The 23,470-nt window shown below is 39.8% G+C and carries 17 protein-coding genes; 14 read left to right on the top strand and 3 right to left on the bottom strand.

Annotated elements, in window-relative coordinates; all coding sequences use genetic code 11:
* Positions 1-12 precede the first annotated feature (12 nt).
* The 6 genes from ACYVM0_RS15995 (at position 13) to ACYVM0_RS15970 (ending at position 7,411) form a co-directional block, all read left to right on the top strand.
* Positions 13-1,506 carry an NCS1 family nucleobase:cation symporter-1 gene (locus ACYVM0_RS15995; RefSeq protein ID WP_460558474.1) on the top strand — a complete coding sequence of 498 codons (1,494 nt, stop codon included), beginning with the start codon at positions 13-15 and terminating at the stop codon, positions 1,504-1,506.
* A gap of 91 nt (positions 1,507-1,597) precedes the next feature.
* Positions 1,598-2,980, top strand: a complete 1,383-nt coding sequence (gene hydA, locus ACYVM0_RS15990) for a dihydropyrimidinase (RefSeq protein WP_460558472.1) — start codon at positions 1,598-1,600, stop codon at positions 2,978-2,980.
* A 155-nt stretch (positions 2,981-3,135) separates the two neighbouring features.
* Positions 3,136-4,002 carry a carbon-nitrogen hydrolase family protein gene (locus ACYVM0_RS15985; RefSeq protein WP_460558470.1) on the top strand — a complete coding sequence of 289 codons (867 nt, stop codon included), beginning with the start codon at positions 3,136-3,138 and terminating at the stop codon, positions 4,000-4,002.
* A 159-nt stretch (positions 4,003-4,161) separates the two neighbouring features.
* Complete coding sequence (locus tag ACYVM0_RS15980; protein ID WP_460558468.1) at positions 4,162-5,502, top strand: NAD(P)-dependent oxidoreductase; 1,341 nt, start codon at positions 4,162-4,164, stop codon at positions 5,500-5,502.
* A 34-nt stretch (positions 5,503-5,536) separates the two neighbouring features.
* The gene (gene preA, locus ACYVM0_RS15975; RefSeq protein WP_460558466.1) at positions 5,537-6,805 is read left to right on the top strand and encodes an NAD-dependent dihydropyrimidine dehydrogenase subunit PreA; all 1,269 of its coding nucleotides are present in this window, start codon (positions 5,537-5,539) and stop codon (positions 6,803-6,805) included.
* A gap of 69 nt (positions 6,806-6,874) precedes the next feature.
* Positions 6,875-7,411 (top strand): GNAT family N-acetyltransferase, encoded by a 537-nt coding sequence (locus ACYVM0_RS15970; protein ID WP_460558464.1) that lies wholly within the window; start codon positions 6,875-6,877, stop codon positions 7,409-7,411.
* A gap of 322 nt (positions 7,412-7,733) precedes the next feature.
* Here the strand turns inward: ACYVM0_RS15970 and ACYVM0_RS15965 are convergent, their stop codons facing one another.
* The gene (locus ACYVM0_RS15965) at positions 7,734-9,185 is read right to left on the bottom strand and encodes a hypothetical protein (protein ID WP_460558462.1); all 1,452 of its coding nucleotides are present in this window, start codon (positions 9,183-9,185) and stop codon (positions 7,734-7,736) included.
* Between the two features lie 244 nt (positions 9,186-9,429).
* Here ACYVM0_RS15965 and ACYVM0_RS15960 point away from each other — a divergent pair, with 244 nt between their 5' ends.
* Together ACYVM0_RS15960 and ACYVM0_RS15955 are read left to right on the top strand one after the other, a co-directional pair.
* The gene (locus ACYVM0_RS15960) at positions 9,430-10,359 is read left to right on the top strand and encodes a DUF2167 domain-containing protein (RefSeq protein WP_460558460.1); all 930 of its coding nucleotides are present in this window, start codon (positions 9,430-9,432) and stop codon (positions 10,357-10,359) included.
* 218 nt (positions 10,360-10,577) lie between these two features.
* On the top strand, positions 10,578-10,823 hold the full coding sequence (locus ACYVM0_RS15955; RefSeq protein WP_460558458.1) for a hypothetical protein: 246 nt from the start codon (positions 10,578-10,580) through the stop codon (positions 10,821-10,823).
* A gap of 425 nt (positions 10,824-11,248) precedes the next feature.
* On the opposite strand, the gene ACYVM0_RS15950 is transcribed toward ACYVM0_RS15955, so the two are convergent.
* Positions 11,249-12,412 (bottom strand): trans-sulfuration enzyme family protein, encoded by a 1,164-nt coding sequence (locus ACYVM0_RS15950; RefSeq protein WP_460558456.1) that lies wholly within the window; start codon positions 12,410-12,412, stop codon positions 11,249-11,251.
* Between the two features lie 37 nt (positions 12,413-12,449).
* Positions 12,450-12,869, bottom strand: a complete 420-nt coding sequence (locus tag ACYVM0_RS15945; protein WP_460558454.1) for an OsmC family protein — start codon at positions 12,867-12,869, stop codon at positions 12,450-12,452.
* A gap of 217 nt (positions 12,870-13,086) precedes the next feature.
* Here ACYVM0_RS15945 and ACYVM0_RS15940 point away from each other — a divergent pair, with 217 nt between their 5' ends.
* The 6 genes from ACYVM0_RS15940 to ACYVM0_RS15915 all read left to right on the top strand — a co-directional run bounded on the left by ACYVM0_RS15940 (position 13,087) and on the right by ACYVM0_RS15915 (position 23,444).
* On the top strand, positions 13,087-14,106 hold the full coding sequence (locus ACYVM0_RS15940; protein WP_460558452.1) for a homoserine O-acetyltransferase family protein: 1,020 nt from the start codon (positions 13,087-13,089) through the stop codon (positions 14,104-14,106).
* A 58-nt stretch (positions 14,107-14,164) separates the two neighbouring features.
* A complete protein-coding gene (gene treF / locus ACYVM0_RS15935; protein WP_460558450.1) occupies positions 14,165-15,766 on the top strand; it encodes an alpha,alpha-trehalase TreF in 1,602 nt (533 codons plus the stop codon).
* Between the two features lie 257 nt (positions 15,767-16,023).
* A complete protein-coding gene (locus ACYVM0_RS15930) occupies positions 16,024-17,358 on the top strand; it encodes an MFS transporter (RefSeq protein ID WP_460558448.1) in 1,335 nt (444 codons plus the stop codon).
* Positions 17,359-17,366: 8 nt separating this feature from the next.
* Entirely contained in the window at positions 17,367-18,320 is a 954-nt protein-coding gene (locus ACYVM0_RS15925; RefSeq protein ID WP_460558446.1) for a carbohydrate kinase family protein, read from the top strand.
* Between the two features lie 32 nt (positions 18,321-18,352).
* A complete protein-coding gene (locus tag ACYVM0_RS15920) occupies positions 18,353-20,311 on the top strand; it encodes an amylosucrase (RefSeq protein WP_460558444.1) in 1,959 nt (652 codons plus the stop codon).
* Positions 20,312-20,645: 334 nt separating this feature from the next.
* Positions 20,646-23,444 (top strand): family 78 glycoside hydrolase catalytic domain, encoded by a 2,799-nt coding sequence (locus ACYVM0_RS15915; RefSeq protein ID WP_460558442.1) that lies wholly within the window; start codon positions 20,646-20,648, stop codon positions 23,442-23,444.
* Positions 23,445-23,470 lie beyond the last annotated feature (26 nt).

Below are 23,470 nucleotides of genomic sequence, written 5' to 3'. Positions count from 1 at the left end.
GGGTAAAAAATAATGACAGAAACTACAGCCATATCTGATCCTTCTCTCATCAATGAAGACCTTGCGCCTATACCGCAATCCAGGCGTACCTGGGGCACATGGAATTATGCTGCGCTATGGATAAGTATGAGCTTATGTATACCTACCTACATGCTGGCAAGCTCACTTATACAGGGCGGCATGAATTGGTGGCAGGCCATCCTTACTATTTTTTTAGGTAACACTATTGTATTGATACCAATGATCCTGAACGGGCATGCCGGTGCTAAATATGGCATTCCTTTTCCTGTTTTGGCAAGGGTAAGTTTTGGAACAAAGGGGGCTAATATTCCAGCGATGTTAAGGGCTATTGTAGCATGTGGTTGGTTCGGTATACAGACATGGATCGGTGGCGCATCGCTCTATAATATTTTACGGGTATTAAATCCTTCCTTGGAAGAGATCAGTTATGCAGGTTTATTTCCGCAGGCATTGCCGTTGTTATGTTTTTTTATTTTCTGGTTACTGAATATGTTTATTGTTTATTTAGGAGTAGAAAGTATCAGGAAATTACTGGTGTTTAAAGCGATCTTTTTACCGGTTGCTGCATTGGCATTATTATTCTGGGCAATCAGTGCAGCACATGGGCTTGGACCCATATTACAACAACATTCAAAATTTACCGACACGCCTTCTTTTTTAAATTTCTTTTTTCCTGCATTAACAGGCATGGTAGGTTTTTGGGCTACACTCTCTTTAAACATTCCTGATTTTACACGGTATGCAAAAAGTCAAAAGGCACAGATCAACGGACAGATCATTGGCTTGCCACCCAGCATGACCTTGTTTGCATTTATTGGCGTGGTGGTAACTTCTGCCACCGCCATTGTTTACGGCCAAAGCGAATGGGATATTGTAAAACTGGCCGGAAGATTTGATAGTAAGCTGATGGTGATTATTGCAATGATTGGCATTATTATTTCAACGCTTGCAACAAATATTGCTGCAAATATTGTAAGTCCTGCCAATGATTTTGCTCACCTGGCACCTGGAAAAATAAATTTTAAGACCGGTGGTTATATTACAGGTATCATTGGCATTTTAATTTTTCCATGGAAATTAATTGCCAGCCCGGATGGATATATTTTTACCTGGCTGATTGCTTATTCCAGTTTGCTGGGTCCGGTTGGAGGTATTATGATCGTGGATTATTTTTTTATAAGAAAGAAAAATTTAGTGGCAGAGGATTTGTATCAACATGCAGGAGCCTACGGTTATAAAAACGGGTTTAATTATAAAGCGATCATTGCATTGCTGATTGGTATTGCACCAAACCTGCCGGGATTTTTATTGCAGGTAAAACTAATTGCTGTTACGGCATTCCCGGCATGGCTATCAGACCTGTATCATTATGCATGGTTTGTTGGATTTATTGTGAGCGGATTAGTGTATTTATTATTGATGAAGCAGATTGAAAACAAGAACACGGTTAACACAGATCAGATAGATGAAAACGGGTTATTTTGATAGATCAAAATCCAGGATTTCTGCAAAGCAGAAAAAAGCCGTTATCATCCGTTCAACCTGCCCAGCCCATGTTCAAAAAAAATAAAATAACATGAGCGTTCTAATTAAAAATGGAAACATCATCACGGCTACTGATAATTATATAGCCGATATTTTTATTGAAGGCGAAGTCGTAAAAATTATTGGAAAAGATTTATCTGTTACTGCAGATAAAACGATTGATGCAACAGGTAAACTGGTTTTTCCCGGAGGTATCGATCCCCATGTGCATTTAGACATGCCTTTTATGGGAACCTATTCAAGTGATAATTATGAAACAGGTACGAGGGCTGCATTGTATGGTGGCACCACCATGGTGATAGATTTTATCCTGCAAAAGCAAGGTAACAGTTTGCATGATGCATTAAATGAATGGAAAGGCAGGAGCGATAATAATTGTGTGGGAGATTACAGTTTTCATATGGCGGTCACCGATTTTAATGACCATACAAAAACAGAAATAAAAGATTTTATTGACGCAGAAGGCATCACTTCTTTTAAAACTTTTATGGCATACAAAGGGGCATTAATGATTGATGACAGGCAGATGATCGGCCTGATGGAAGAAGTGAAAAAGCATGGCGGTTTAATAAATGTGCATGCCACCAATGGAGACATGATCGATTACCTGACACAAAAACATCGTGGTGAAGGAAAACTTTCACCATTGTATCACTATCTATCGCAACCTGAAATTACTGAAGCCGAAGCCAGTGAACGTTTTGTGGATATGGCATCCTACACCGGTTGCCCGGGTTACATTGTACATCTTACCTGCGAAGGCGCATTGAATGCTGTACGCAATGCAACAAAGCGCAATCAAAAAATGTTTGTGGAAACCTGCATCCAGTACTTGATTTTAGATGCATCGTTATACGAACAAAATTTTGAAGGTGCCAAATGGGTAATGAGTCCGCCATTAAGGGAAAAAAAAGACCAGCAAACTTTATGGGCGGGTATTAACCAGGGATTAGTGCAAGTGGTGGCAACCGATCACTGCCCGTTTAAATGGGAGCAGAAATTAATGGGCAAAGATGATTTTAGTAAAATTCCCAACGGCCATCCTGCAATAGAGAACCGGATGGAATTATTATTCAGTGAAGGGGTTGCTAAAAATAAAATCACACTCAATAAATATGTTGAAGTAGCCTGTACCAATCCTGCCAAAATATTCGGCATGTTTCCCCGCAAAGGAACCATCGCTGTTGGCAGTGATGCCGATATTGTAATTTTTGATCCCTATGAAAAACATACGCTCTCTGCAACAACGCATCACATGAATGTGGATTACAGTGGCTATGAAGGATGGGAAGTAACCGGTAAAGTAAAAACTGTTGTATTAAGAGGAGTAGTGGCAATTGAAAATAATGAATGCAAAATTGAAAAAGGATTCGGTAAATTTATAAAACGCAATAAAGTGTCTCAGACAATTTAATACAGGAACAGCGGAACACGGATTGAATGGGTTGAAAGGATGGTAACAGATTTTTTTCTGCTTTGCAGAAATCCCGGATTTTGATTTATCACAACAATCCATTTTTATCCGTTCAGCCCATTCAATCCGTGTTCCCCAAAAATAAAATATATACTATGCCAAGAATTATTAAATCAGGACTCATTCAAATGAGTTTGCCCAAAACAGAAGGTGAAGGAACCATTGAGGAAATTAAAGAAGCAATGGTGCAAAAACATATTCCGCTGATTGAAGAAGCCGGAAAAAAAGGGGTGCAGATATTGTGCCTGCAGGAAATTTTTAATACCCCTTATTTCTGCCCGGGGCAGGACAGGGCCTGGTATGAAAGTGCTGAAACTGTTCCCGGTCCTACAACAGATCGAATGGCGGAGTATGCGAAGAAATACAATATGGTGATGATTGTGCCTGTATATGAAAAAGAACAGGCGGGAGTGTTGTACAATACTGCCGCTGTAATTGATGCCGACGGTACGTACTTAGGCAAATACAGGAAAAATCATATTCCGCATACTTCCGGTTTTTGGGAAAAATTTTTCTTTAAACCCGGAAACCTTGGTTATCCTGTATTTCAAACCAGGTATGCTAAAGTTGGGGTATATATTTGTTATGACCGCCATTTTCCTGATGGCGCAAGATGTTTAGGATTGAATGGCGCTGAAATTGTTTATAATCCATCTGCAACAGTTGCAGGACTCTCACAATATTTATGGAAATTAGAACAGCCTGCGCATGCAGCAGCCAATGGTTACTTTATGGGTTGCATTAATCGTGTGGGTGAAGAGAAACCCTGGAACCTCGGCAAGTTCTATGGCAGTAGTTATTTTGTTGATCCGAGGGGACAAATATTTGCGCAGGCCAGTGAAGACAAAGATGAATTACTGATCGCAGAATTTGACCTGGATATGATTGAAGAAGTAAGAAGTGTATGGCAGTTTTTCAGGGATAGAAGACCGGAGACTTATGGTAAGCTAACGGAGTTGTAAATACAGGCACATGGAATAAAATGGGAACACGGATAACACAGATTGGATGGATACAATTGGATGGTTTTGATAAATTAAGATACTGAATTTCTGCAAAGCAGCAATGAATCCATTATTATCCGTTCAACCCTTTTCATCCGTGTTCCCAAAAAAATAATTATGGCAATAACGAATAATAAATTATCACCACAACAATACGCCGAAAACTTCAGCGATATTCATCCGCCGTTTGAAACGCATAACGCGGCATTGGTGGAAGCTAACCGTTGTTTATTTTGTTATGATGCGCCTTGTATTAAAAGTTGTCCTACCGGAATTAATGTTCCGAAATTTATTAAACAAATTACTTCTGATAATATCAAAGGCAGTGCACACACTATTTTTTTGTCGAACATTATGGGAGCCGGTTGCAGTAAAGTATGCCCGGTAGAAAAATTATGCGAAGGCAGTTGTGTTTTTAATTTAATGGATGAGCCACCCATTCCCATTGCTAAACTGCAACGGTACAGCACAGAAAAAGCGATGCAACAAAAATGGCAATTGTTTGAAAGAAAAAAATCTTCGGGGAAAAAAGTTGCGGTTGTTGGTGCCGGCCCGGCTGGTTTAAGTTGTGCCCATGTTTTATCAAGAGAAGGTATTGATGTTACCATTTATGAAAAGGAAAGTAAAGGCGGCGGCTTAATGACATACGGTATTGCAGCTTATAAAGTAACACCGGAGTTTTGCGAAGAAGAAGTGAATTATATTTTATCAGTAGGGGGCATAAAAATAAAATACAACCAGGAATTAGGTAAGAATATTTCATTAACAGAATTGCAAAAAAATTATGATGCTGTATTTCTGGGCATTGGTGTTGGTTTAGCGAGGCAATTGGAAATTCCCGGTGAAGACCTGGAAGGTGTGGAAGATGCGATTGAATTTATTTACAACCTGAGAGATAAAGGATTTTCTGCAATACCTGTTGGCGATAAAGTGGCCGTAATTGGTATGGGCATGACAGCGATTGATGCAGCTACACAGGCAAAACGCCTGGGTGCAAAAGAAGTAACGATGCTGTACAGGAGAACACAGGAAGAAATGCCCTGCACACAACATGAGTTGGATATTGCGATGCTGGATGGCTGTAAAATAATATGGTTAGCTGCACCAAGAGAATTAAAAGGTGTTAACGGAAAAGTTTCTGAAATTATCTGCAGTGCAATGCAACTGGGGGAGCCCGATGCCGGCGGCAGAAGAAGCCCTGTTGAAACGGGTGAAACGTTTTCATTGGAAGTTGATATGGTAATTAAAGCCGCAGGGCAAATGCCTTTTGAGCAATTGATAACGGCTAATGGAATAATGAATAATAAAGGGAAAATTAATATTGAAAATAGTGCCACCAATCTTAAAGGTGTGTTTGCCGGTGGTGATGCAGTGAATGGTGGTAAAGAAGTGGTGGATGCCGTGCAGGCGGGTAAGGATGGGGCTGCGTCGATTATAAAGTATCTTCAAAATAATTAATAATTATTAATCAATAATTACTTAAGCATTCTTTATGGCTGATATCTCTTCAAATTTCCTCGGCATAAAATCTCCCAATCCATTCTGGCTTGCTAGTGCGCCGCCTACGGATAAAAAATATAATGTGCTTCGTGCATTTGAAGCCGGCTGGGGAGGTGTGGTATGGAAAACATTAGGCAGCCAGGTAAAAAATGTTTCTTCCCGTTATTCTGCTGTGGATTATGGCGGACAAAGAGTAATGGGTTTTAATAATATTGAACTGATCAGTGATCGTCCTTTAGCAATAAACTTAAAAGAGATTGCGGCATGTGTAAAATTATTCCCCGACAGGGCAATGATTGTTTCACTAATGGCCGACAATGATAAAAACAGCTGGCATGAACTGATAAAAAAAGTAGAAGATACCGGTGCACATGGATTGGAATTAAATTTCGGTTGTCCGCATGGCATGACAGAACGTGGCATGGGTGCGGCTGTAGGGCAGGACCCTGAAATTGCCTCTATGGTAGTAGAGTGGGTAATGGAAAGGGCAACGATTCCTGTGATAACAAAGCTTACGCCTAATGTACATTCAGTGGTACCCACAGGAAGAGCAGTTGTAAAAGCAGGTACTAATGCATTATCATTGATCAATACCATTCAATCTGTAACCGGTGTTGACCTGGATACACTGGTACCCAACCCTTATGTGGCGGGTAAATCTGTTTTTGGTGGTTACTGTGGCCCTGCAGTAAAACCAATTGCATTAAAAATGCTCACTACTATTGCACAGGATGAGTTGACTAAAAAAGTGCCCATAAGTGGTATTGGTGGTATAGAAACATGGAAGGATGCTGCAGAATTTATGTTACTGGGTGCTACTAACGTTCAGGTGTGTACGGCAGCAATGAAACACGGGTTCAGAATTATAGAAGATATGTGCGAGGGATTGAACAACTGGATGGATGAAAAAGGTTTTGCAAAACCGGATGATTTTATTGGCAAAAGTGTGGCCACCATTACACATTGGGAAGACCTTGACATCAACTATCACCACATCGCAAAAATAAACCAGGATAAATGTATCCACTGCGGTTTATGTTATATTGCCTGTGAAGATACTTCTCATCAATCTATTAAACTGGATTACGGGAAGCCCTACAATAAATACACGATCATCGATGAGGAATGTGTTGGTTGTAATTTGTGTAAATTGGTTTGCCCGGTTGATGATTGTATCACTATGGAAGAACATCGTGTAGCACCTGAATATTTAAACTGGATCGATTTTCAGAAAAAAGGCCTGCCATTGAACGATCATTAAATTTTCTTCTTCATTATTTACGCTTTATTAATCTGCTTAGTTATACCTTGCAGCCCAACCTTATTCAGCATGATCAGATTAGAATATTTTACCAATAAAGATTTTACGGAGTTAATGGGATGGATCTGTGATGAAGAAATTTTAATGAACTGGTCGGGTGCCTTATTCAGTTTTCCATTAACACAGTCCAGCATGGAATGGTATGTGGAAGATGTGAATGATATTAAAAGATCGGAAGCCTTTATTTACAAAGCTGTGGATGTAGCAAGCGGAAAAACAGTGGGGCATATTTCATTAGGCGGCATCAGCAAAAAAAACAGGGCCGGAAGGATCAGCAGGGTATTAGTAGCGCCTGAGTACCAGGGTAAAGGTTATTGCAGGCAAATGGTAAGTGCAGTGTTGAAAATTGGGTTTGAAGATTTAAAGCTGCATCGTATTTGTTTAGGGGTGTATGATTTTAATAAAGCTGCTATCAGTTGTTATCAAAAAGCAGGATTAGTAATTGAAGGTACCAACAGGGATTGTTTATTGTTTAAAGACCAATGGTGGAGCCTGGTAGAGATGAGTATTTTGGAAGAAGAGTGGGCAGCCCCTTCCGCCCCCTAAAGGGGGAGCTTGCGAAGATGCCCCTATCCCCTAAAGGGGAAATGGAGAAGAACTTAGCAAAGATCATGAAGGAGATTTTGCTTTTTGTTCCGTAGAAGCTTAAGGCGGGTAGAAAAAGTATGCAAGAAATTTCACATCGTGCCGTAGGGACCACAGGTGCTTGTGCAAAACACAATTAATGCTCAACCTGCCTGCCGGCAGGTAAAGAAATATAGTTGAAGAGTGCGACGCCACCGCAGCCAAGCAGAATTACAAATGATTGTCTTAAAAATAAAAATGGAACATTTTTAAATGTTCCATTTTTATTAAGAATGAAATGATTTTATTGCAACTTAGCTAACCATAAAGAAGCATTCATGAACAATGGAATGTGACTATAAGTCGTCCAGCCATTGAATAACGTATTGCCGGAAGCGCCGGTACCATCATCAATAGGGGAACTATCGGTAACTACATACACACGGCCTGTGCCATAAGTAGAAGATGCAGACATCAGGTTGCTGCTGTTTTGTGTAACGCCGGTTTTCCATATCAATCCCTGTACGGTTGGATTTGCCGTAGTATTTAAAGTAAGTGTTGCGCCATTATGAAAATCTAGTTGTGTTACATTGCCTTGCGTGCCATGCAATATAGGATTGGTAGCATTACCTGTTAAAACATTAGCCGTAAGTTGTGTGATATTGGTGAGGTCCACAATAAAACCAAAAGGATTGGTCACAGTGCCATTATTATTCATCAGGTCGTTCCAGATATCAGGAGAATCCCAGCCATCATTATTTCTATCCGATATGGTGTGATCAGAAACCATAAACAGGCCACCGCCATTGCTTACGAAATTTAATATGGCGGTTTTTTCTGCAGCAGTAAAACGGATATTAGGTTCGTCTACTACAAACACATCATATTTGGAAAGGTCTTGTGCATTAGATGTATTGCCATACGTAATAGTACCGGTGGATGGTAAAGTTTCAACTGTTTGCCCGGCTTTTACCAAAGCAATGCCCCAGCTTGAAATGGCGCCTGTCCAATATGTTTCTGCAGTGCCTGCTGTAATGGTGGATTGCAAAGGCGTTGGAATCTGCTGCGGACTTGCATCCTGGTCAATCACCCAATCTGCATTGCCTGCAGTTTCTGCTTTGGTATTATCAAATAAAAATTTCTTGCCGGTACCTCCACCGCCACCTGATCCAAAATCGGTGATGCTGATATCATCAAAATTAATACGGTTGGCGCTGCCATCGGTTTTGCGGATTTCGAAACGGATAGTACCTGAAATATTTACGGTAAAAGAAGTGCTCTGTAAAGTGGTACTGCTTGTTGTTATTGTTGCTCCGGTTTGTGTATAGCTGCTGCCGCTGTTGGTGCTGTACCACAATTGCCAGGTGCTGCTGGCATCGGTGCCATATTTAGCATGCAATACAGTAACGGTTGCTGCGCCATTGGTTACATTAAATTTCATGGTTAGTTTACCACTGTTACGTACACGTGCAGATTGGGTGCCATTCTTTCTGTCGCTGGTGGTGTTGCCAATTAGGGCATCATTTAAATTCCATACACCGGTGGTTAATGTAACATCGGCTGCTGCATACGCCCCTTTGGTGCCGGTTTCAAAATTTTCAGTGGTGGTTACCAGTGAAGCAGCAGCCACTGCTTTTGCAAGGCCACTGTTGGTGTTTTCATTTACTGTTATTGCTGATTCGACCGGTGTTTGTTTTTTGCAGGCAATAAAAAATACCAATACAAAAAAAGGCAAAATTGTTTTGAGTGTTTTCATTGAAAGATGTTTTTAGTTAAGGGTAAAGTAAAAACTCTGGTATTAACTTATCATGAATACCTTTAAAGCGTTATGCACCTCTTATGCACTCACAGTAATTTTACTGCAATTATACCAATGTAATTGTTAATAGTACGCAGCAGTATTACTAAAAACTACCTGTAAATTGCTAAATATCCGGCGAGATAATTTCTTTTTCTCAACTATTTGCCTTTTCTTTATTTTATAAACCAAACGTACTGTTATGAAAAAAATGTTTTTATTTATTACTGCCATTATGCTCAGCTCTGCTATTGCAATGGCCAAGGGTGATACAGATTCTGCTTCGCTTGCACTAGCCGGCCAAATTAAGCTGGTTGATTCTATTGAAAAAGCAATGAAATACGAAACGGGCAATATCGCTTTGCCAAATGGTATCATTAAATTAAATGTGCCTGCCGGATTTAAGTATTTAAATGCGGAACAAAGCAATTATATATTAACTGATGTTTGGGGCAATCCTCCTCAAACGGGTATTTTAGGTATGTTGTTTCCTTCAAACTCAGGTCCGTTCGGCGAAAATTCTTATGCTTTTATTCTTACCTACGATCCGGCAGGATTTGTAAAAGATGATGATGCGGATAAAATAAATTACGACGAACTGCTGAAGGATATTCAAAAAGAAGAAGTGGAAGAAAATAAAGCGAGGGCTTCTCAGGGTTATCCTGCGATCAATATGGTGGGCTGGGCTTCTCAACCTTTTTACGATAAAAACAATAAGGTGCTACACTGGGCAAAGAATTTACATTTTGCAGGCCAGGATGTTAACACATTAAATTATGAAGTAAGGATATTGGGCAGAAAAGGCATTTTATCTATGAATGCAGTAGCCACAGTAAATGAGATTGATTCTGTAAAAAAAGATATTGATAAAGTGTTAGCAATTCCTTCTTTTACCGAAGGCAATACCTATAAAGATTTTGATTCTAAAACAGATAATGTTGCCGCATGGACCATTGGCGGGTTAGTAGCAGGGAAAATTTTATTAAAAGTTGGCTTTTGGGGAATCATCGTTAAATTTCTGGCCGCAGCCTGGAAATTTATTTTAATTGGTATTGTTGCTATATGGGGTGCTATTAAAAAATTCTTAGGCAAAAAACCAATTGTAGAAGAAGACCACTCGGTGCCGCAATAATAGTTTTCCATTTTTAAAAGATATCCGGAGAAGGCTGTAAAGCCTTCTTTTTTGTGTTTAACTTTTGTTTTCATCTCCAACATCTTGAACACCCTTGTATTTAAATAAATCCTTCGGATCGCACACTTATACGTCATACAATCGGGTACTTTAATTGAGCATTAAAAATTCAATTGCTGAAGTTGCATTTTTTTTTAACTTTAGTAAAATAATTTATTATGGGTACCGTAGCAGAAAATAGAAGCCCTTTAACTAACCTGCAATTAGAGTTGTTAAAAAGCCTTAAGTATATGGCTTCGGAAAAGCAATTGCAAGAAATTAAATCGTTGCTGCGATATTATTTTGCTCAACAATTAGATACAGCCATTGATAAGGTAGAAGCTGAAAAAAATTATAGTGCTGAAATTTATGAAAAATGGCTTCAGGCAAACAATAACAATGATAATAGTTTTATTGCAGCATGAAAATTGTAATTGACACGAATTGTGTTATAAGTTCAATTGGAAAAAAATCTCCCTATAGAAATGTATTTGATGCTTTTCTGAATAATAAAATCATATTCTGCGTTAGTAGCGAAATATTGTTAGAGTAGAAGAAGTTTTTTTGAGGCATTGGGGTAAAGAAGTTGCTGATAATTTATTAGGCTTGTTTGAAGTAAGTGATAATTTTGTGCAAGTGCAGGTATTTTATAATTTCCTTTTAGTTGAAAAAGATAAAGACGATAATAAATTTGTTGACACATACATAGCTTCAGGGGCGGCACATTTAATTTCAAATGATTCGTCAATTACACGGCTTAAAAATAATATTTTTCCTCCATTGTCAATTCTAACGTTACAGGAATTTAGCAACATTCTTCGCTAAATGAATATATTTTAATATTCCGATCTTAGCATTGCTCCAGCGCCCCCAGAATATCGCCTAAAATATCATCCACATGTTCCAGCCCGACAGAAATCCTTATTAAGCCCGGTGTAATATTTACAGCAGCTCTTTCCGCTTCGGTAAGTTTGGCGTGTGTGGTGCTTGCAGGGTGAGACGCAATACTCCTGGTATCACCAAGGTTAGCCGTAAGCGATAGCATTTTTAAATTATTCAAAAATGTACGGCCGCTTTCCAGGCCGCCACTTAAATTAAAACTCACTAAGCCACCACCATTTTTCATTTGTTTAAGAGCAACCGCATGTTGCGGATGGCTGGGCAGGTAAGGATATTTTAACCAGCTTATTTTTGCATGGCCTTCCAATGCTTTGGCAATATGTAATGCATTTGATGCATGGCGTTCCATACGCACATCCAGTGTTTCTAAACTTTTGCTTAATACCCAGGCATTAAAAGGCGACAATGCAGGGCCGGTACTTCTGCAGAATAAGTAGATCTGCTGTATCAATTCTTTTTTGCCAAGTACAACACCACCTAAAACTCTTCCCTGCCCGTCGATCCATTTAGTAGCAGAGTGAATAACCAGATCGGCACCAAAATCAATGGGCCGTTGGTTTACCGGTGTGGCAAAACAATTATCTACATTCAATAAAACATTATGCTTTTTAGCCAGTTTACTCACCACATCTAAATCGATAACATCCAGGCCGGGATTGGTAGGTGTTTCCATGTAGATCATTTTGGTGTTGGGCTTAATAGCCGCTTCCCAACTGGCCGGATCGCCGGCACTTACATAACTTACTTCAATGCCATAGTTGGGTAAATATTTATTCAATACGGTAATGGTACTGCCAAAAACAGAACTACAGGCAATTAAATGATCGCCTTTTTTAAGCAATGCCATAAATGATGCAAACACGGCACTCATGCCTGTTGCCGTGGCATAGCCAGCTTCTGCACCTTCCAGTGCCACCATCTTATCGGTAAATTCCTGTACCCCGGGATTACTGAAACGGCTGTAAATATTATCATTGCTTTCATCCGCAAATGCAGCCCTCATATCTTCTGCATCATCAAAACAAAAACTGCTGGTTAAAAACATAGGCGTGCTATGTTCCATTTCATTGGTACGGTCGGTTTGTATTCTTATCGCTTTCGTAATCGGATTCATGATATTGCTTTAACTAATAAATAAGTTAACCAGTTAACTAGCTAACCACCACTTCCCAGGTAAGGTCGGTGCCACTCTTTCTTAATGTTTCTGCCACACTGCAATATTTATTCATTGATAATTCGCAGGCACGGTAGGCTTTTTCTTTATCAATATCTCCCTTTAAAAAAAAGGTGATCTTAGCGTTGGCCCATAAAGATGGTTCTTTTCCCGCCTCTCTTTCGCCGGTAACTTTTATGGAAAAATCATCAACCGTCTGACGTTGTTTTTTTAATATCATTACAATATCAATAGCGCTGCAACCTCCCAGCCCCATCAACAACATTTGCATGGGACGAATACCAAAATTCTGGCCACCACTCTCGTCACTGCTATCCATGTGAACAATATGTCCGTTGGCATCTTTGGCTTCAAAACCAAAGTCGCCAGATACCCGCTGCATATTAATTTCTATCATTTTAAAACATTTTTACAAATATAAATATTGCAAGCCTTTACTTTGCATTTTATTTGCTCCTTCCGCTCCCTAAAACGGGAACTTTTTTTGCGAAGATTGAAGCGTAGGGTGGGTCACTCCTTAAAGAGTGGCTCACCCGGGAAAAATAAAAGAGGGCGCATTTTAAATTGCCTGCAACAAGAGTTTCAGGCGGGAAGAAAAACGACGTTACCAATAAATGAATGTATTTAAATATACCGATAGTTTTACCTTAGAAAGTGGCTTTACCTTCCCTGCAATTGATATTGCTTATACTACCTATGGTACATTAAATGCCGATAAAAGCAATGTGGTTTGGATATGCCATGCCCTTACAGCCAACAGTGATGCGGCAGACTGGTGGAATGGCGTGGTGGGCAATGATCATGTAATTGACCCTGGGAAATATTTTATTGTTTGTGCCAACATACTCGGCTCCTGTTATGGCAGTACCGGGCCGCTAAGTATCGATCCGCTTACACAACAACCTTATTACGGCAGTTTTCCATTGATCACCATCCGTGATATGGTGAATGCCCATATACTGCTGCGCAAACATTTAGGTATTGAAAAAATATATTTATTAATGGGTGGCAGTATGGGTGGCTACCAGGCTATGGAATGGTGTGTGATGGAAAATAAAGTAGTGGAAAATTTATTATTGCTGGCCACATCAGCAAGCGAGAGCGCCTGGGGCATTGCCACGCATACCGCACAACGCCTGAGCATTGAAGCTGATGGTACCTGGAATACGCCCTCACCAAAAGCCGCAGCAAAAGGCTTGAAAGCAGCACGTGCCATCGGCATGTTAACCTATCGCAACTATGGCATTATGGTGCAACAGCAAACAGATGCGGATGCAGAAAAAACAGATAATTTTAAAGCGTCCTCCTATATCAATTACCAGGGACAAAAATTAGTGGACCGTTTTAATGCGTACACTTACTGGCAACTCACCAAAACTATGGACAGTCATCATTTGGGCCGTGGCCGTGGCGGACATTTAGAAGCGGTATTAAAAACCATTACCCCCAAAACGCTGATCATTGGTATCAGCAGCGATATTCTTTGTCCGCTGATTGAACAACGTTTTTTGGCGCAGCACATTCCCGGTGCCACAATGATTGAAATTGATTCTGATTATGGCCACGATGGTTTTATGGTGGAATCAACAATAATTTCGCAGCATCTGTCGCAATGGTTAGCGCCGAAAGCTTAACATCTCCCTGCACAGCATTACATTAGTTTTCCCTAATTTGTACTATTAAAAAATAGGTATGAAGCAGTTGCTTATTCTCTCCCTGTTATTTTTATTGGTAAAAAATAGTGTGGCGCAACAGCCGGCAGCACCCGATAAAATTTACGGCCAGTTATTTGTAGATGTGCAAATGGCAAAAATTTTTCCGGATGGTAAAACATTTGTGGATTGCACACCCAAAAGAAAAGTGAGGGATATTATGTATGACTATGGTTTGATAAAAGGCCCCGGCCTGGATCTGAAAAAATTTGTAGCAGATAATTTTAATACCCCTCCGCCACCGCCGGCTTTTAATTATATCATGAAGGAACCGGTTGCGGCCAATCATATCAAAAACCTGTGGAGTAATTTGCAAAGAGATGCAGATAAAGCGGCAGAAGGTTCCTCTCTGTTGCCTTTGCCCAAACCTTATATTGTACCCGGTGGCAGATTCAGGGAAGTGTATTACTGGGATAGTTATTTTACCCTGCTGGGTTTAAAGGAAAGCGGGCAAACAGCCATGATAGAAAATATGGTGGATAATTTTGCCTACCTCATTTATCAGTACGGCCACATTCCTAATGGTAACCGCACTTATTATTTAAGCAGGAGCCAGCCACCGGTATTTAGTTTGATGGTGGAGTTACTGGCCGGCATTAAAGGCAATAGCGTGTATGGAAAATATTTTACGCCATTGCAAAAAGAATATGCTTACTGGACAGGTAAAACACAAGATGGTGCGGGGCATATGGTAACCATGCCCGATGGCAGCCAACTAAGCCGGTATTACGACAAGGATAGTGTGCCAAGACAGGAAAGTTATAAAGAGGATTATGAACTCAGTGAGCAGGCGGTTAATGAACTGGCAATGCGTATAAGGATGGCATCACCTGAAGCATTGAAAAAAATACTGGATGATAAAAGAAATTCCGTTTGCAGAAATCTTCGTTCGGGTGCCGAGAGTGGCTGGGATTTCAGCAGCCGCTGGTTTGCAGATGAACAAAACATCAGCACAATACAAACCACCGATATTATTCCTGTGGATTTAAATTGTTTATTGTATCATTTGGAAACTACCCTCGCAAAAATCTATGGTTTAAATAAGGATAAGAAAAATCAAAAGCTACTTACCGGTATTGCCAACAAAAGGAAAACAGCCATTATAAAATATTGCTGGAATGCAAAAACCAATTTCTTTTACGATTACAATACCGTAACAAAATCACAGCAGGCAAATATTACAGCCGCCGGTTTGTTTCCCTTGTTTGTAAAGATAGCAACCACCACACAGGCCAATGGAGCTGCTGCAACGGTAACAAAATATTTATTAAAGCCCGGAGGCCTTGTTACCACTACTAACAATAGCGGCCAGCAATGGGACGCTCCCAATGGCTGGGCACCTTTGCAATGGATAGCCGTAAACGGATTGAATAATTATAAGCAGACAGTACTGGCAAAGGATATTGCCACACGCTGGCTGGCTTTAAATGATAAAGTATATGCAGCCACAGGCAAAATGATGGAGAAATACAATGTGGAAGATCTGACCGCAGCAGCCGGCGGCGGCGAATATCCCTCACAGGACGGTTTTGGCTGGACGAACGGCGTGTACCTGGCACTGAAGGCTTTGTTTAAAAAATAAATCCGTCATTCTTAAACTGATGTTTTATTTGCCCTGCCTTTTAAGGCCCGGATGCATTTAACAGGAAGGCACCGGGCTTTGGCACTACAGTATTGGACCAAAGCACGTTTGTAAAATGTTTATGTTTCACCGCTCTAAAGGGCAGTGCCATAAAAATACAAGGATACTTTGCTATTCTTTATCCACCACAAACGTTTGCAGATTTTTACGGCAGCTTGTTTTGATTACATTTATACTAACGATTCAAAACGCTGCTAATGACCTTTACCAAACCGCACTTAAGTTTCTGGCAAATTATCAATATGAATGTGGGGTTCTTTGGCATTCAGTATAGTTTTGGTTTACAACAAAGTGCTGTTAATCCCATTTATGATTTTTTAGGTGCCAGGCCGGATGAAATTCCGTGGCTGAATTTAGCCGGTCCGCTTACAGGCTTATTGATCCAACCTGTTATTGGTGCACTGAGCGATAAAACATGGATACCAAAAATTGGCCGTAGAAAACCTTATTTTTTCATTGGTGCCATGATATGCAGTATTGCATTATTTCTTTTTCCTTTCAGTAGTTCATTATGGATGGCAGCAGGTTTGTTATGGTTATTAGATGCAGGCAATAATACAGCAATGGAACCCTACCGTGCTTTTATTGCCGATAAATTAGATGCTTCACAACAGCCTACAGGTTTCCAGGCGCAAAGTTTTTTTACCGGCTTCGGACAAACATTAGCTAATGTTTCATTGTTTATTTTTCCAATGATCTTTATTGGTAAAACAGGCAAATTGCCTACCTGGGTTTTTGCTTCTTTTATATTGGGATCGGTATGTTCTATTGGTTCAGTATGGTGGAGTTCAAGAACCACTGCAGAAATTCCACCCACAGCAGAGGAATTGAAAAAAATGAAGGCAGAGCCGTTGAATATTTTATCTCCATTTATTGACATTGCAAAAGCAATCAAATACATGCCGATGGTGATGTGGCAACTGGCGCTGGTATATTTATTTCAATGGTACGCTTTGTTTTGTTACTGGCAGAATTCTTCTAAAAGTATTGCATTGTCTGTATGGAAAACCACGCCACAGCAGGATTCCAGGTTATATGAAGAAGCAGTGGGCTGGACAGGATTAGTAAACGGCTGGTATAATATCGTTACTTTTTTATGTGCTTTCGGATTAGTCTGGTTTGCAAAAAAATATTCACCCAAACTGGTGCATTTTGGTTGTTTGGTTTTAGCAGGTATTGGCTTTTTAGTTTTTCCGCATATTGAAAACAAGTATTTTCTTTTTCCTGCCATCACCGGTTTTGGTATTGGCTGGGCCAGTATGATGGGCATTCCATATTTAATGGTGGTAAGTAAAATTCCAAAAGAAAGGTATGGCGTGTACATGGGCATTATCAACATGATGATCGTGATACCTATGTTTATTCAAACGACCACATTTGGTTTTATCTTAAAACATTTTTTAAATAATGATCCGAGAAATGCAATTTCATTTGCCGGTGTATTTTTATTAATTGCAGCAGCACTAACACTTTTAATAAAAGCTGGTAAACCAACTGATGATGTAGTATTGCCTGTTGGTGGCGGTCATTAATTTTTTTTATGAAAAAAATACTTTGCATAGGAGAAGCCTTAATAGATATGATCTGTACAGATAAGGGCAGTTTATTATCTGACGGTAATAATTTTTTAAAGAAAGCCGGAGGTGCACCTACCAATGTAGCAGCGGCCATTGCAGCATTAGGCGGTACTGTAGAGTTAGCTGCCAAAGTAGGTGTTGATCCTTTTGGAAAGCACCTTGTAGAAGTGATGAATGATTTTGGTGTAAGTACCAGGTGGATGTTGCAGGATGAACATTATTTTACCACGTTTGCATTTGTATCGCTGATGGAAAATGGCGAAAGGGATTTTTATTTTAACCGCGGTGCAGACGGGCAATTAAGCAGGCAGGAAGTGGAAGCGATTGACCTGGATGAATTTTCTATTATTCATTTTGGTTCAGCAACAGGTTTTTTACCCGGGCCATTGCAGGCCGCTTACCAGGGCTTATTACAAAAAGCATTATCGAAAGATATTTTCATCAGCTTTGACCCTAACTACAGGCATTTGTTATTTAAAAATAATACCCAGACTTTTATTGACCAATCGTGGAATTTTTTAGACTGCTGTCATTTTTTTAAACTGAGTGATGAAGAAGCGATATTGATAACAGGCGCTGCAACATTAACGGATGCCGTTACGATCTTATTGGAAAAAACAGATGGCGTGTTTGCCATTACATTGGGTAAGGAGGGTACCATGCTGGGTTTTAATAACACCACAATTATCATCCCCAGCATTGAAGTAAAGCCTGTTGATACCACGGGTGCCGGTGATGCATTTGTTGGTGCGGTGTTGTATCAATTAAGCGATAAAACACTGACACAGATAAAAGCCATGACTGAAACACAATGGAAAGCAATTGTGATGAATGCCAATAAAGCCGGTGCCAGAACCTGCGAATACATGGGTGCAATGGAAGCATTCAAACATTTAAACAACAGTATTTTTAAATAAAACCTAAACCACTAAACTTCTAAACTAACCAAGTGTACGATCCGGAATTACATAAAGCCATCAGCACCGTACTTCGTAAAAAGAAGATCGATATCGGCAATGCCGACAATATGTTTTATACCCGTTTTGTTGCCAATGCCACTGCTATAAAATTTTTGTATTACGAATTATATAAAGCACACCCGGATAGCGATAGGCTATTCAATCAATTGATTGAAACCATGGCCAAAGCCTACACCGGAAGGCCTGCCGCATTAAAAGAAAGAGATGAGGAAAAAGAAAAAAAAGGCAATTGGTTTTTAAGCAATGAGATCACCGGCATGAGTTTGTATGTAGATCGTTTTTGCGGCAACCTTGCCACATTAGGCAATAAGCTGGATTATTTTAAAAAACTGGGTGTAAATTTTTTACACCTGATGCCGGTAATGGAAAGTCCGGAAGGTGAAAGCGATGGCGGTTATGCCGTTGCTGATTTTAGAAAAGTAGCCGAACGTTTCGGTACCATGAAAGAGCTGAAAGCAGTGCAGCAAAAAATGAGTGCAGAGAAAATGTACCTGATGCTGGACATTGTTTTAAATCATACTTCCAGTAAACACGAATGGGCACAAAAAGCAAGGGCAGGAGAGAAAAAATACCAGGATTATTTTTACATGTATGAGGACAGGGATATTCCTGATCAGTTTGATAAAACTATGCCGGATATTTTTCCTGAAACGGCCCCCGGCAATTTTACATACGTAGAAGAATGTAATAAATGGGTGATGACGGTCTTTCATAATTACCAATGGGACCTGAATTACAGCAACCCCCTGGTGTTTGTTGAAATGCTGGATACAATTTTCTTTTATGCCAATTTGGGTGTTGATATTTTAAGAATTGATGCACCGGCATTCATCTGGAAACAATCGGGTACTACGTGCCAGAATTTACCGCAGGCACATACCATTTTACGATTGATCAAACAATGTGTGCAGGTGGCAACACCCGGTATGGCATTATTGGGCGAAGCGATAGTAGCACCTAAAGAGATCATGAAATATTTTGGCACCGGTTTATATGCCGCCAAAGAATGTGATTTTGCTTATAACGCTACGCACATGGCATTGCAATGGGACGCCCTGGCAACAGGCGATACAAGGGTGATGCTGGCAGCTCAACATGAAATTTTACAAAAACCTTTTGGCACATCGTGGATCACGTACACAAGATGCCATGATGATATTGGATTAGGTTATGACGATTATATGATACAGTACGCCGGCTACAATGCTTATGAACACCGTAAGTTTTTAAAAGAATATTATTCCGGTGTGCATGAATTATCTCCGGCAAGGGGTGCTTTATTTTCCGTAAATCCAAAAACACAGGATGCCCGTATCAGTGGTTCCCTGGCATCGCTTTGCGGATTAGAAAAGGCGATTGATAATAATGATGCTATTGGCATTGATATTGCAATCAGGAAAATACTGCTGATGCAGGCGCATAGTTTTTTTATTGGCGGTGTACCGATGTTATTTTACGGAGACGAAGTTGGCTACACCAACGATTACAGTTATTTAAATGATGCCGGCAAAAGTTATGATAACCGCTGGATGCATCGCCCTGTAATTGACTGGCGCAAAAACGCAAAAGCAGATGAGGCAGGTACAATAGAACAAAAAGTTTTTTCCGGTACACAGCAATTGATCAGCATCAGGAAAAAGTTAGAAGTGGTAAGCGATTATAAAAATTTAACCTGGTTGCAACCACACAATATACATGTGGCAGGTTACCTGCGTACGCATAACGAAAGCAAGTTGTACTGTATTTATAATTTTACAGGAGAGCCTGCCTTCTTAACCTGGTTTGCTTTTAAACAACATGGGCAGGTGTCAGAAAAGTTATATGATCATTGGAAAGCTGAATACCACCAGGTGGGATTTGATCATGAGTATTTTATCCTTGAACCTTACAGTTTCTATTTAATGGAACCTGTTTGGGACAATGTTTAATCCGGGTGTTTTATACTGAGGGTGATAACTCAGTATTTTTCATATATGCAGTTAGTTTTGGTAAACAGCCCCCGTTTTTACGGGGGCTACCTTTTTGGAGGTCAGCAGCACTTATTAAAATAGCCGGATAGTTGTTTGCTTAGAGAAGATTGGAACACGGATGAGACGGGTAGGGATTTTATGCTGCTTCGCAGCAAAATCTGGATTGTTTAGATAATCCTGTACATCTGTCAAACCTGTTTCATCCGTGTGCCTGTATCCCGTTTTTTGCAGGGTGGCACATGATAGTTTACGCTTTTAAAAAGGTATTTTTAAAGCTGCTTAATATCGCTGTATGAAAAAAAATCTTGTTTTTATTTTGATGCTATTATTGGTGGGTAAAAGTTTTGGCCAGCAACTGGCCATCACTGATCTGCAATGTGAACATAAAGTAAATCCCACGGGCATTAATACAGCCATACCACAATTCAACTGGCAGTTGCAATCTCAACAAAGAAATGTATTACAAACCGGTTACAGGATACTGGTGTCGGATAAACTTGAATTACTTCAGAAAAATACGGGGAATATATGGGATTCCAAAAAAGTAGCCAGTAATCAATCAATACAAATTTTATTTAAGGGCAAAAAGATAAATGCCGCAACAAAATATTATTGGAAGGTACAGGTGTGGGATAATAAAAATAACATGGCATGGAGTGAGGCTGCAAATTTCGCTACCGGATTATTCACGGCCAATGATTGGAGCAATGCAGAATGGATCGGCTATGAAGCATTGCCCGATTCACTATTAACGGTGCCCGGTGTTCATAGCCCGGATATCAAAAAAAAATTAGGTCCCAATAAATTAAAGCAAAGAAGTATTGTGCCCTTATTCAGAAAATCATTTACAGCAGAAAAAGAAGTTACTGGTGCAACTGTTTATGTAAGCGGGTTAGGACAATATGAATTGAGTATTAATGGGGAAAGAATTGGTAATAGTTTTTTAGCGCCGGGCTGGACCAATTACGACAAAAAAGTATTGTACAATATTTATGATGTCACCAATATTGTAAAGAAAGGCGATAATGTTATTGGTGCAATTGTTGGTAACGGATTCTATAATATCAGCAGGGAAAGGTATATCAAACTGGCAGTAGCTTATGGTTATCCAAAAATCATCTGTAAAATGGTGCTGACCTACACTGATGGATCAACTGCAATTGTGGTGAGCGATCAATCATGGAAGACAATACCATCACCGATTACTTTCTGCAGTATTTATGGTGGCGAAGATTATGATGCTAACCTGGAACAGAAAGGATGGGATGAAAAAAACTTTAATGATAGCGGTTGGAAACAAGCAATAGCAGTGACTCCGCCAAAAGGAGTACTGGAAGCTGAGATGGACAATGCCATAAAAGTAAATGCTGTTTTAAATGTACAAACTGTAATTAAACCAAAGGACAGTGTGTACCTCTTCGACTTTGCACAAAATCTTTCGGGGATAATTGAATTGAAAGTACAGGGTAAAAAAGGACAGGTAGTAAAATTATACCCCGGTGAATTAATACACAGTACTAAGATCATCAATCAGAATGCAACGGGGAGGCCTTACTATTATTCCTACACGTTAAAAGGCGATGGGGTGGAAACCTGGCGTCCACGTTTTACTTACACCGGTTTCAGGTATGTACAGGTAGAAGGCGCTGCGCCTGATACTGCTGCTGGTGCCGGAGATTTTGCAACAATCATCAGCCTTAGTGCTTTGCACACCGGTAATTCAGCTGCATCAAACGGATCATTTGAATGTTCCAATAAATTATTCAACGATATCAATCGTTTAATTCAATGGGCTATTAAAAGTAATTTACAAAGTGTGGTAACAGATTGTCCGCACAGGGAAAAATTAAGCTGGCTGGAACAGGATTATTTAATGGGCGGTTCAATCAATGCCAACTATGATGTATACCATCTCTATAAAAAACTGGTGTATGATATGATGGAAGCACAAACAGCAGAAGGCCTGGTTCCTGATATTGCACCGGAGTTTGTTTTCTTTGATGATAATGGTTTTGGCTTTCGTGATTCGCCGGAATGGGGAAGTGCTTCGGTAATTGTGCCCTGGCTATTGTACAAATGGTATGGAGATGAGGCGATTTTAAAAACGGCTTATCCCATGATGAAAAAATATGTGGCGTATTTAAAAAATAAATCTGCCGGTAATATTTTAGATTTTGGGTTGGGTGACTGGTATGATTACGGGCCTAAGCCTCCGGGTGTGGCACAGCTTACGCCGAAGGCTTTAACAGCAACGGCCATTTATTTTTATGATGTGCAGTTATTATCGCAGATAGCGGCTGTAATAAAAAATAATGCTGATGCTGTGCTGTATAAAAAAATGGGGGAAGAAATTAATATGGCATTTACCAATAAATTTTTTAATGCTGCAACAAAAGTATATTCCACCGGCAGCCAGACGGCGATGGCGATGCCTTTATGTGTTGGATTGGTAGCCACTAAAGATAAAGCAGCGGTGATGAAAAATATGGTGGATTCAATCATTGCATCCGGAAAAAAATTAACCGCTGGTGATATTGGTTTTCATTTTTTAATACAGGCATTGCATGAAGGCAATGCGTCGCAATTGATTTTTGATATGAATTACAGGGATGATGTGGCCGGTTATGGTTACCAGCTAAAAAAAGGCGCTACAGCTTTAACTGAATCCTGGGCTGCATTGGCAGAAGTATCCAATAATCATTTGATGCTGGGCCATATTATGCAATGGTTTTACGAAGGGCTGGGAGGAATACAACAGGCTGCAAATGATATAGGCTATAAACAAATTGTGATTAAACCTGAAGTTGTTGGTGATATCACTTATGTAAATGCTAATCACCAGACCGTATATGGTAATATTGTGAGCCGGTGGAAAAAGAATGGGAATGTTTTTGAATTATATGTGGAGATTCCTGCTAATACAACAGCAATGATCTATTTGCCATCGAAGGAAATGAAAAATATCACGGAAGATAATAAGCCTGTTACCCATGCCAATGGACTATCAGATGCAGGTGTGGAAAATGGAAGGGTGAAGATAAAAACGGGTTCAGGAAAATTTAATTTTAAAATTGTGAATGCTGTTTTTTAGTTTTTAAATGACTGAACCGAACTAAT

It is taken from the genome of Ferruginibacter profundus, assembly GCF_054783275.1.
Note: the sequence above shows the minus strand (reverse complement) of the source record. Positions and strands in the feature narration are given on the sequence as shown.

Bases quoted from the DNA above. Each gene is read 5' to 3' on its own strand.
- ACYVM0_RS15960 (WP_460558460.1), top strand. From the start codon at position 9,430: ATGAAAAAAATGTTTTTATTTATTACTGCCATTATGCTCAGCTCTGCT.
- ACYVM0_RS15930 (WP_460558448.1), top strand. From the start codon at position 16,024: ATGACCTTTACCAAACCGCACTTAAGTTTCTGGCAAATTATCAATATG.
- ACYVM0_RS15915 (WP_460558442.1), top strand. From the start codon at position 20,646: ATGAAAAAAAATCTTGTTTTTATTTTGATGCTATTATTGGTGGGTAAA.
- ACYVM0_RS15955 (WP_460558458.1), top strand. From the start codon at position 10,578: ATGGGTACCGTAGCAGAAAATAGAAGCCCTTTAACTAACCTGCAATTA.
- ACYVM0_RS15945 (WP_460558454.1), bottom strand. From the start codon at position 12,869: ATGATAGAAATTAATATGCAGCGGGTATCTGGCGACTTTGGTTTTGAA.
- ACYVM0_RS15925 (WP_460558446.1), top strand. From the start codon at position 17,367: ATGAAAAAAATACTTTGCATAGGAGAAGCCTTAATAGATATGATCTGT.
- ACYVM0_RS15985 (WP_460558470.1), top strand. From the start codon at position 3,136: ATGCCAAGAATTATTAAATCAGGACTCATTCAAATGAGTTTGCCCAAA.
- hydA (WP_460558472.1), top strand. From the start codon at position 1,598: ATGAGCGTTCTAATTAAAAATGGAAACATCATCACGGCTACTGATAAT.
- ACYVM0_RS15970 (WP_460558464.1), top strand. From the start codon at position 6,875: ATGATCAGATTAGAATATTTTACCAATAAAGATTTTACGGAGTTAATG.
- ACYVM0_RS15980 (WP_460558468.1), top strand. From the start codon at position 4,162: ATGGCAATAACGAATAATAAATTATCACCACAACAATACGCCGAAAAC.
- ACYVM0_RS15995 (WP_460558474.1), top strand. From the start codon at position 13: ATGACAGAAACTACAGCCATATCTGATCCTTCTCTCATCAATGAAGAC.
- ACYVM0_RS15940 (WP_460558452.1), top strand. From the start codon at position 13,087: ATGAATGTATTTAAATATACCGATAGTTTTACCTTAGAAAGTGGCTTT.
- preA (WP_460558466.1), top strand. From the start codon at position 5,537: ATGGCTGATATCTCTTCAAATTTCCTCGGCATAAAATCTCCCAATCCA.
- ACYVM0_RS15950 (WP_460558456.1), bottom strand. From the start codon at position 12,412: ATGAATCCGATTACGAAAGCGATAAGAATACAAACCGACCGTACCAAT.
- treF (WP_460558450.1), top strand. From the start codon at position 14,165: ATGAAGCAGTTGCTTATTCTCTCCCTGTTATTTTTATTGGTAAAAAAT.
- ACYVM0_RS15965 (WP_460558462.1), bottom strand. From the start codon at position 9,185: ATGAAAACACTCAAAACAATTTTGCCTTTTTTTGTATTGGTATTTTTT.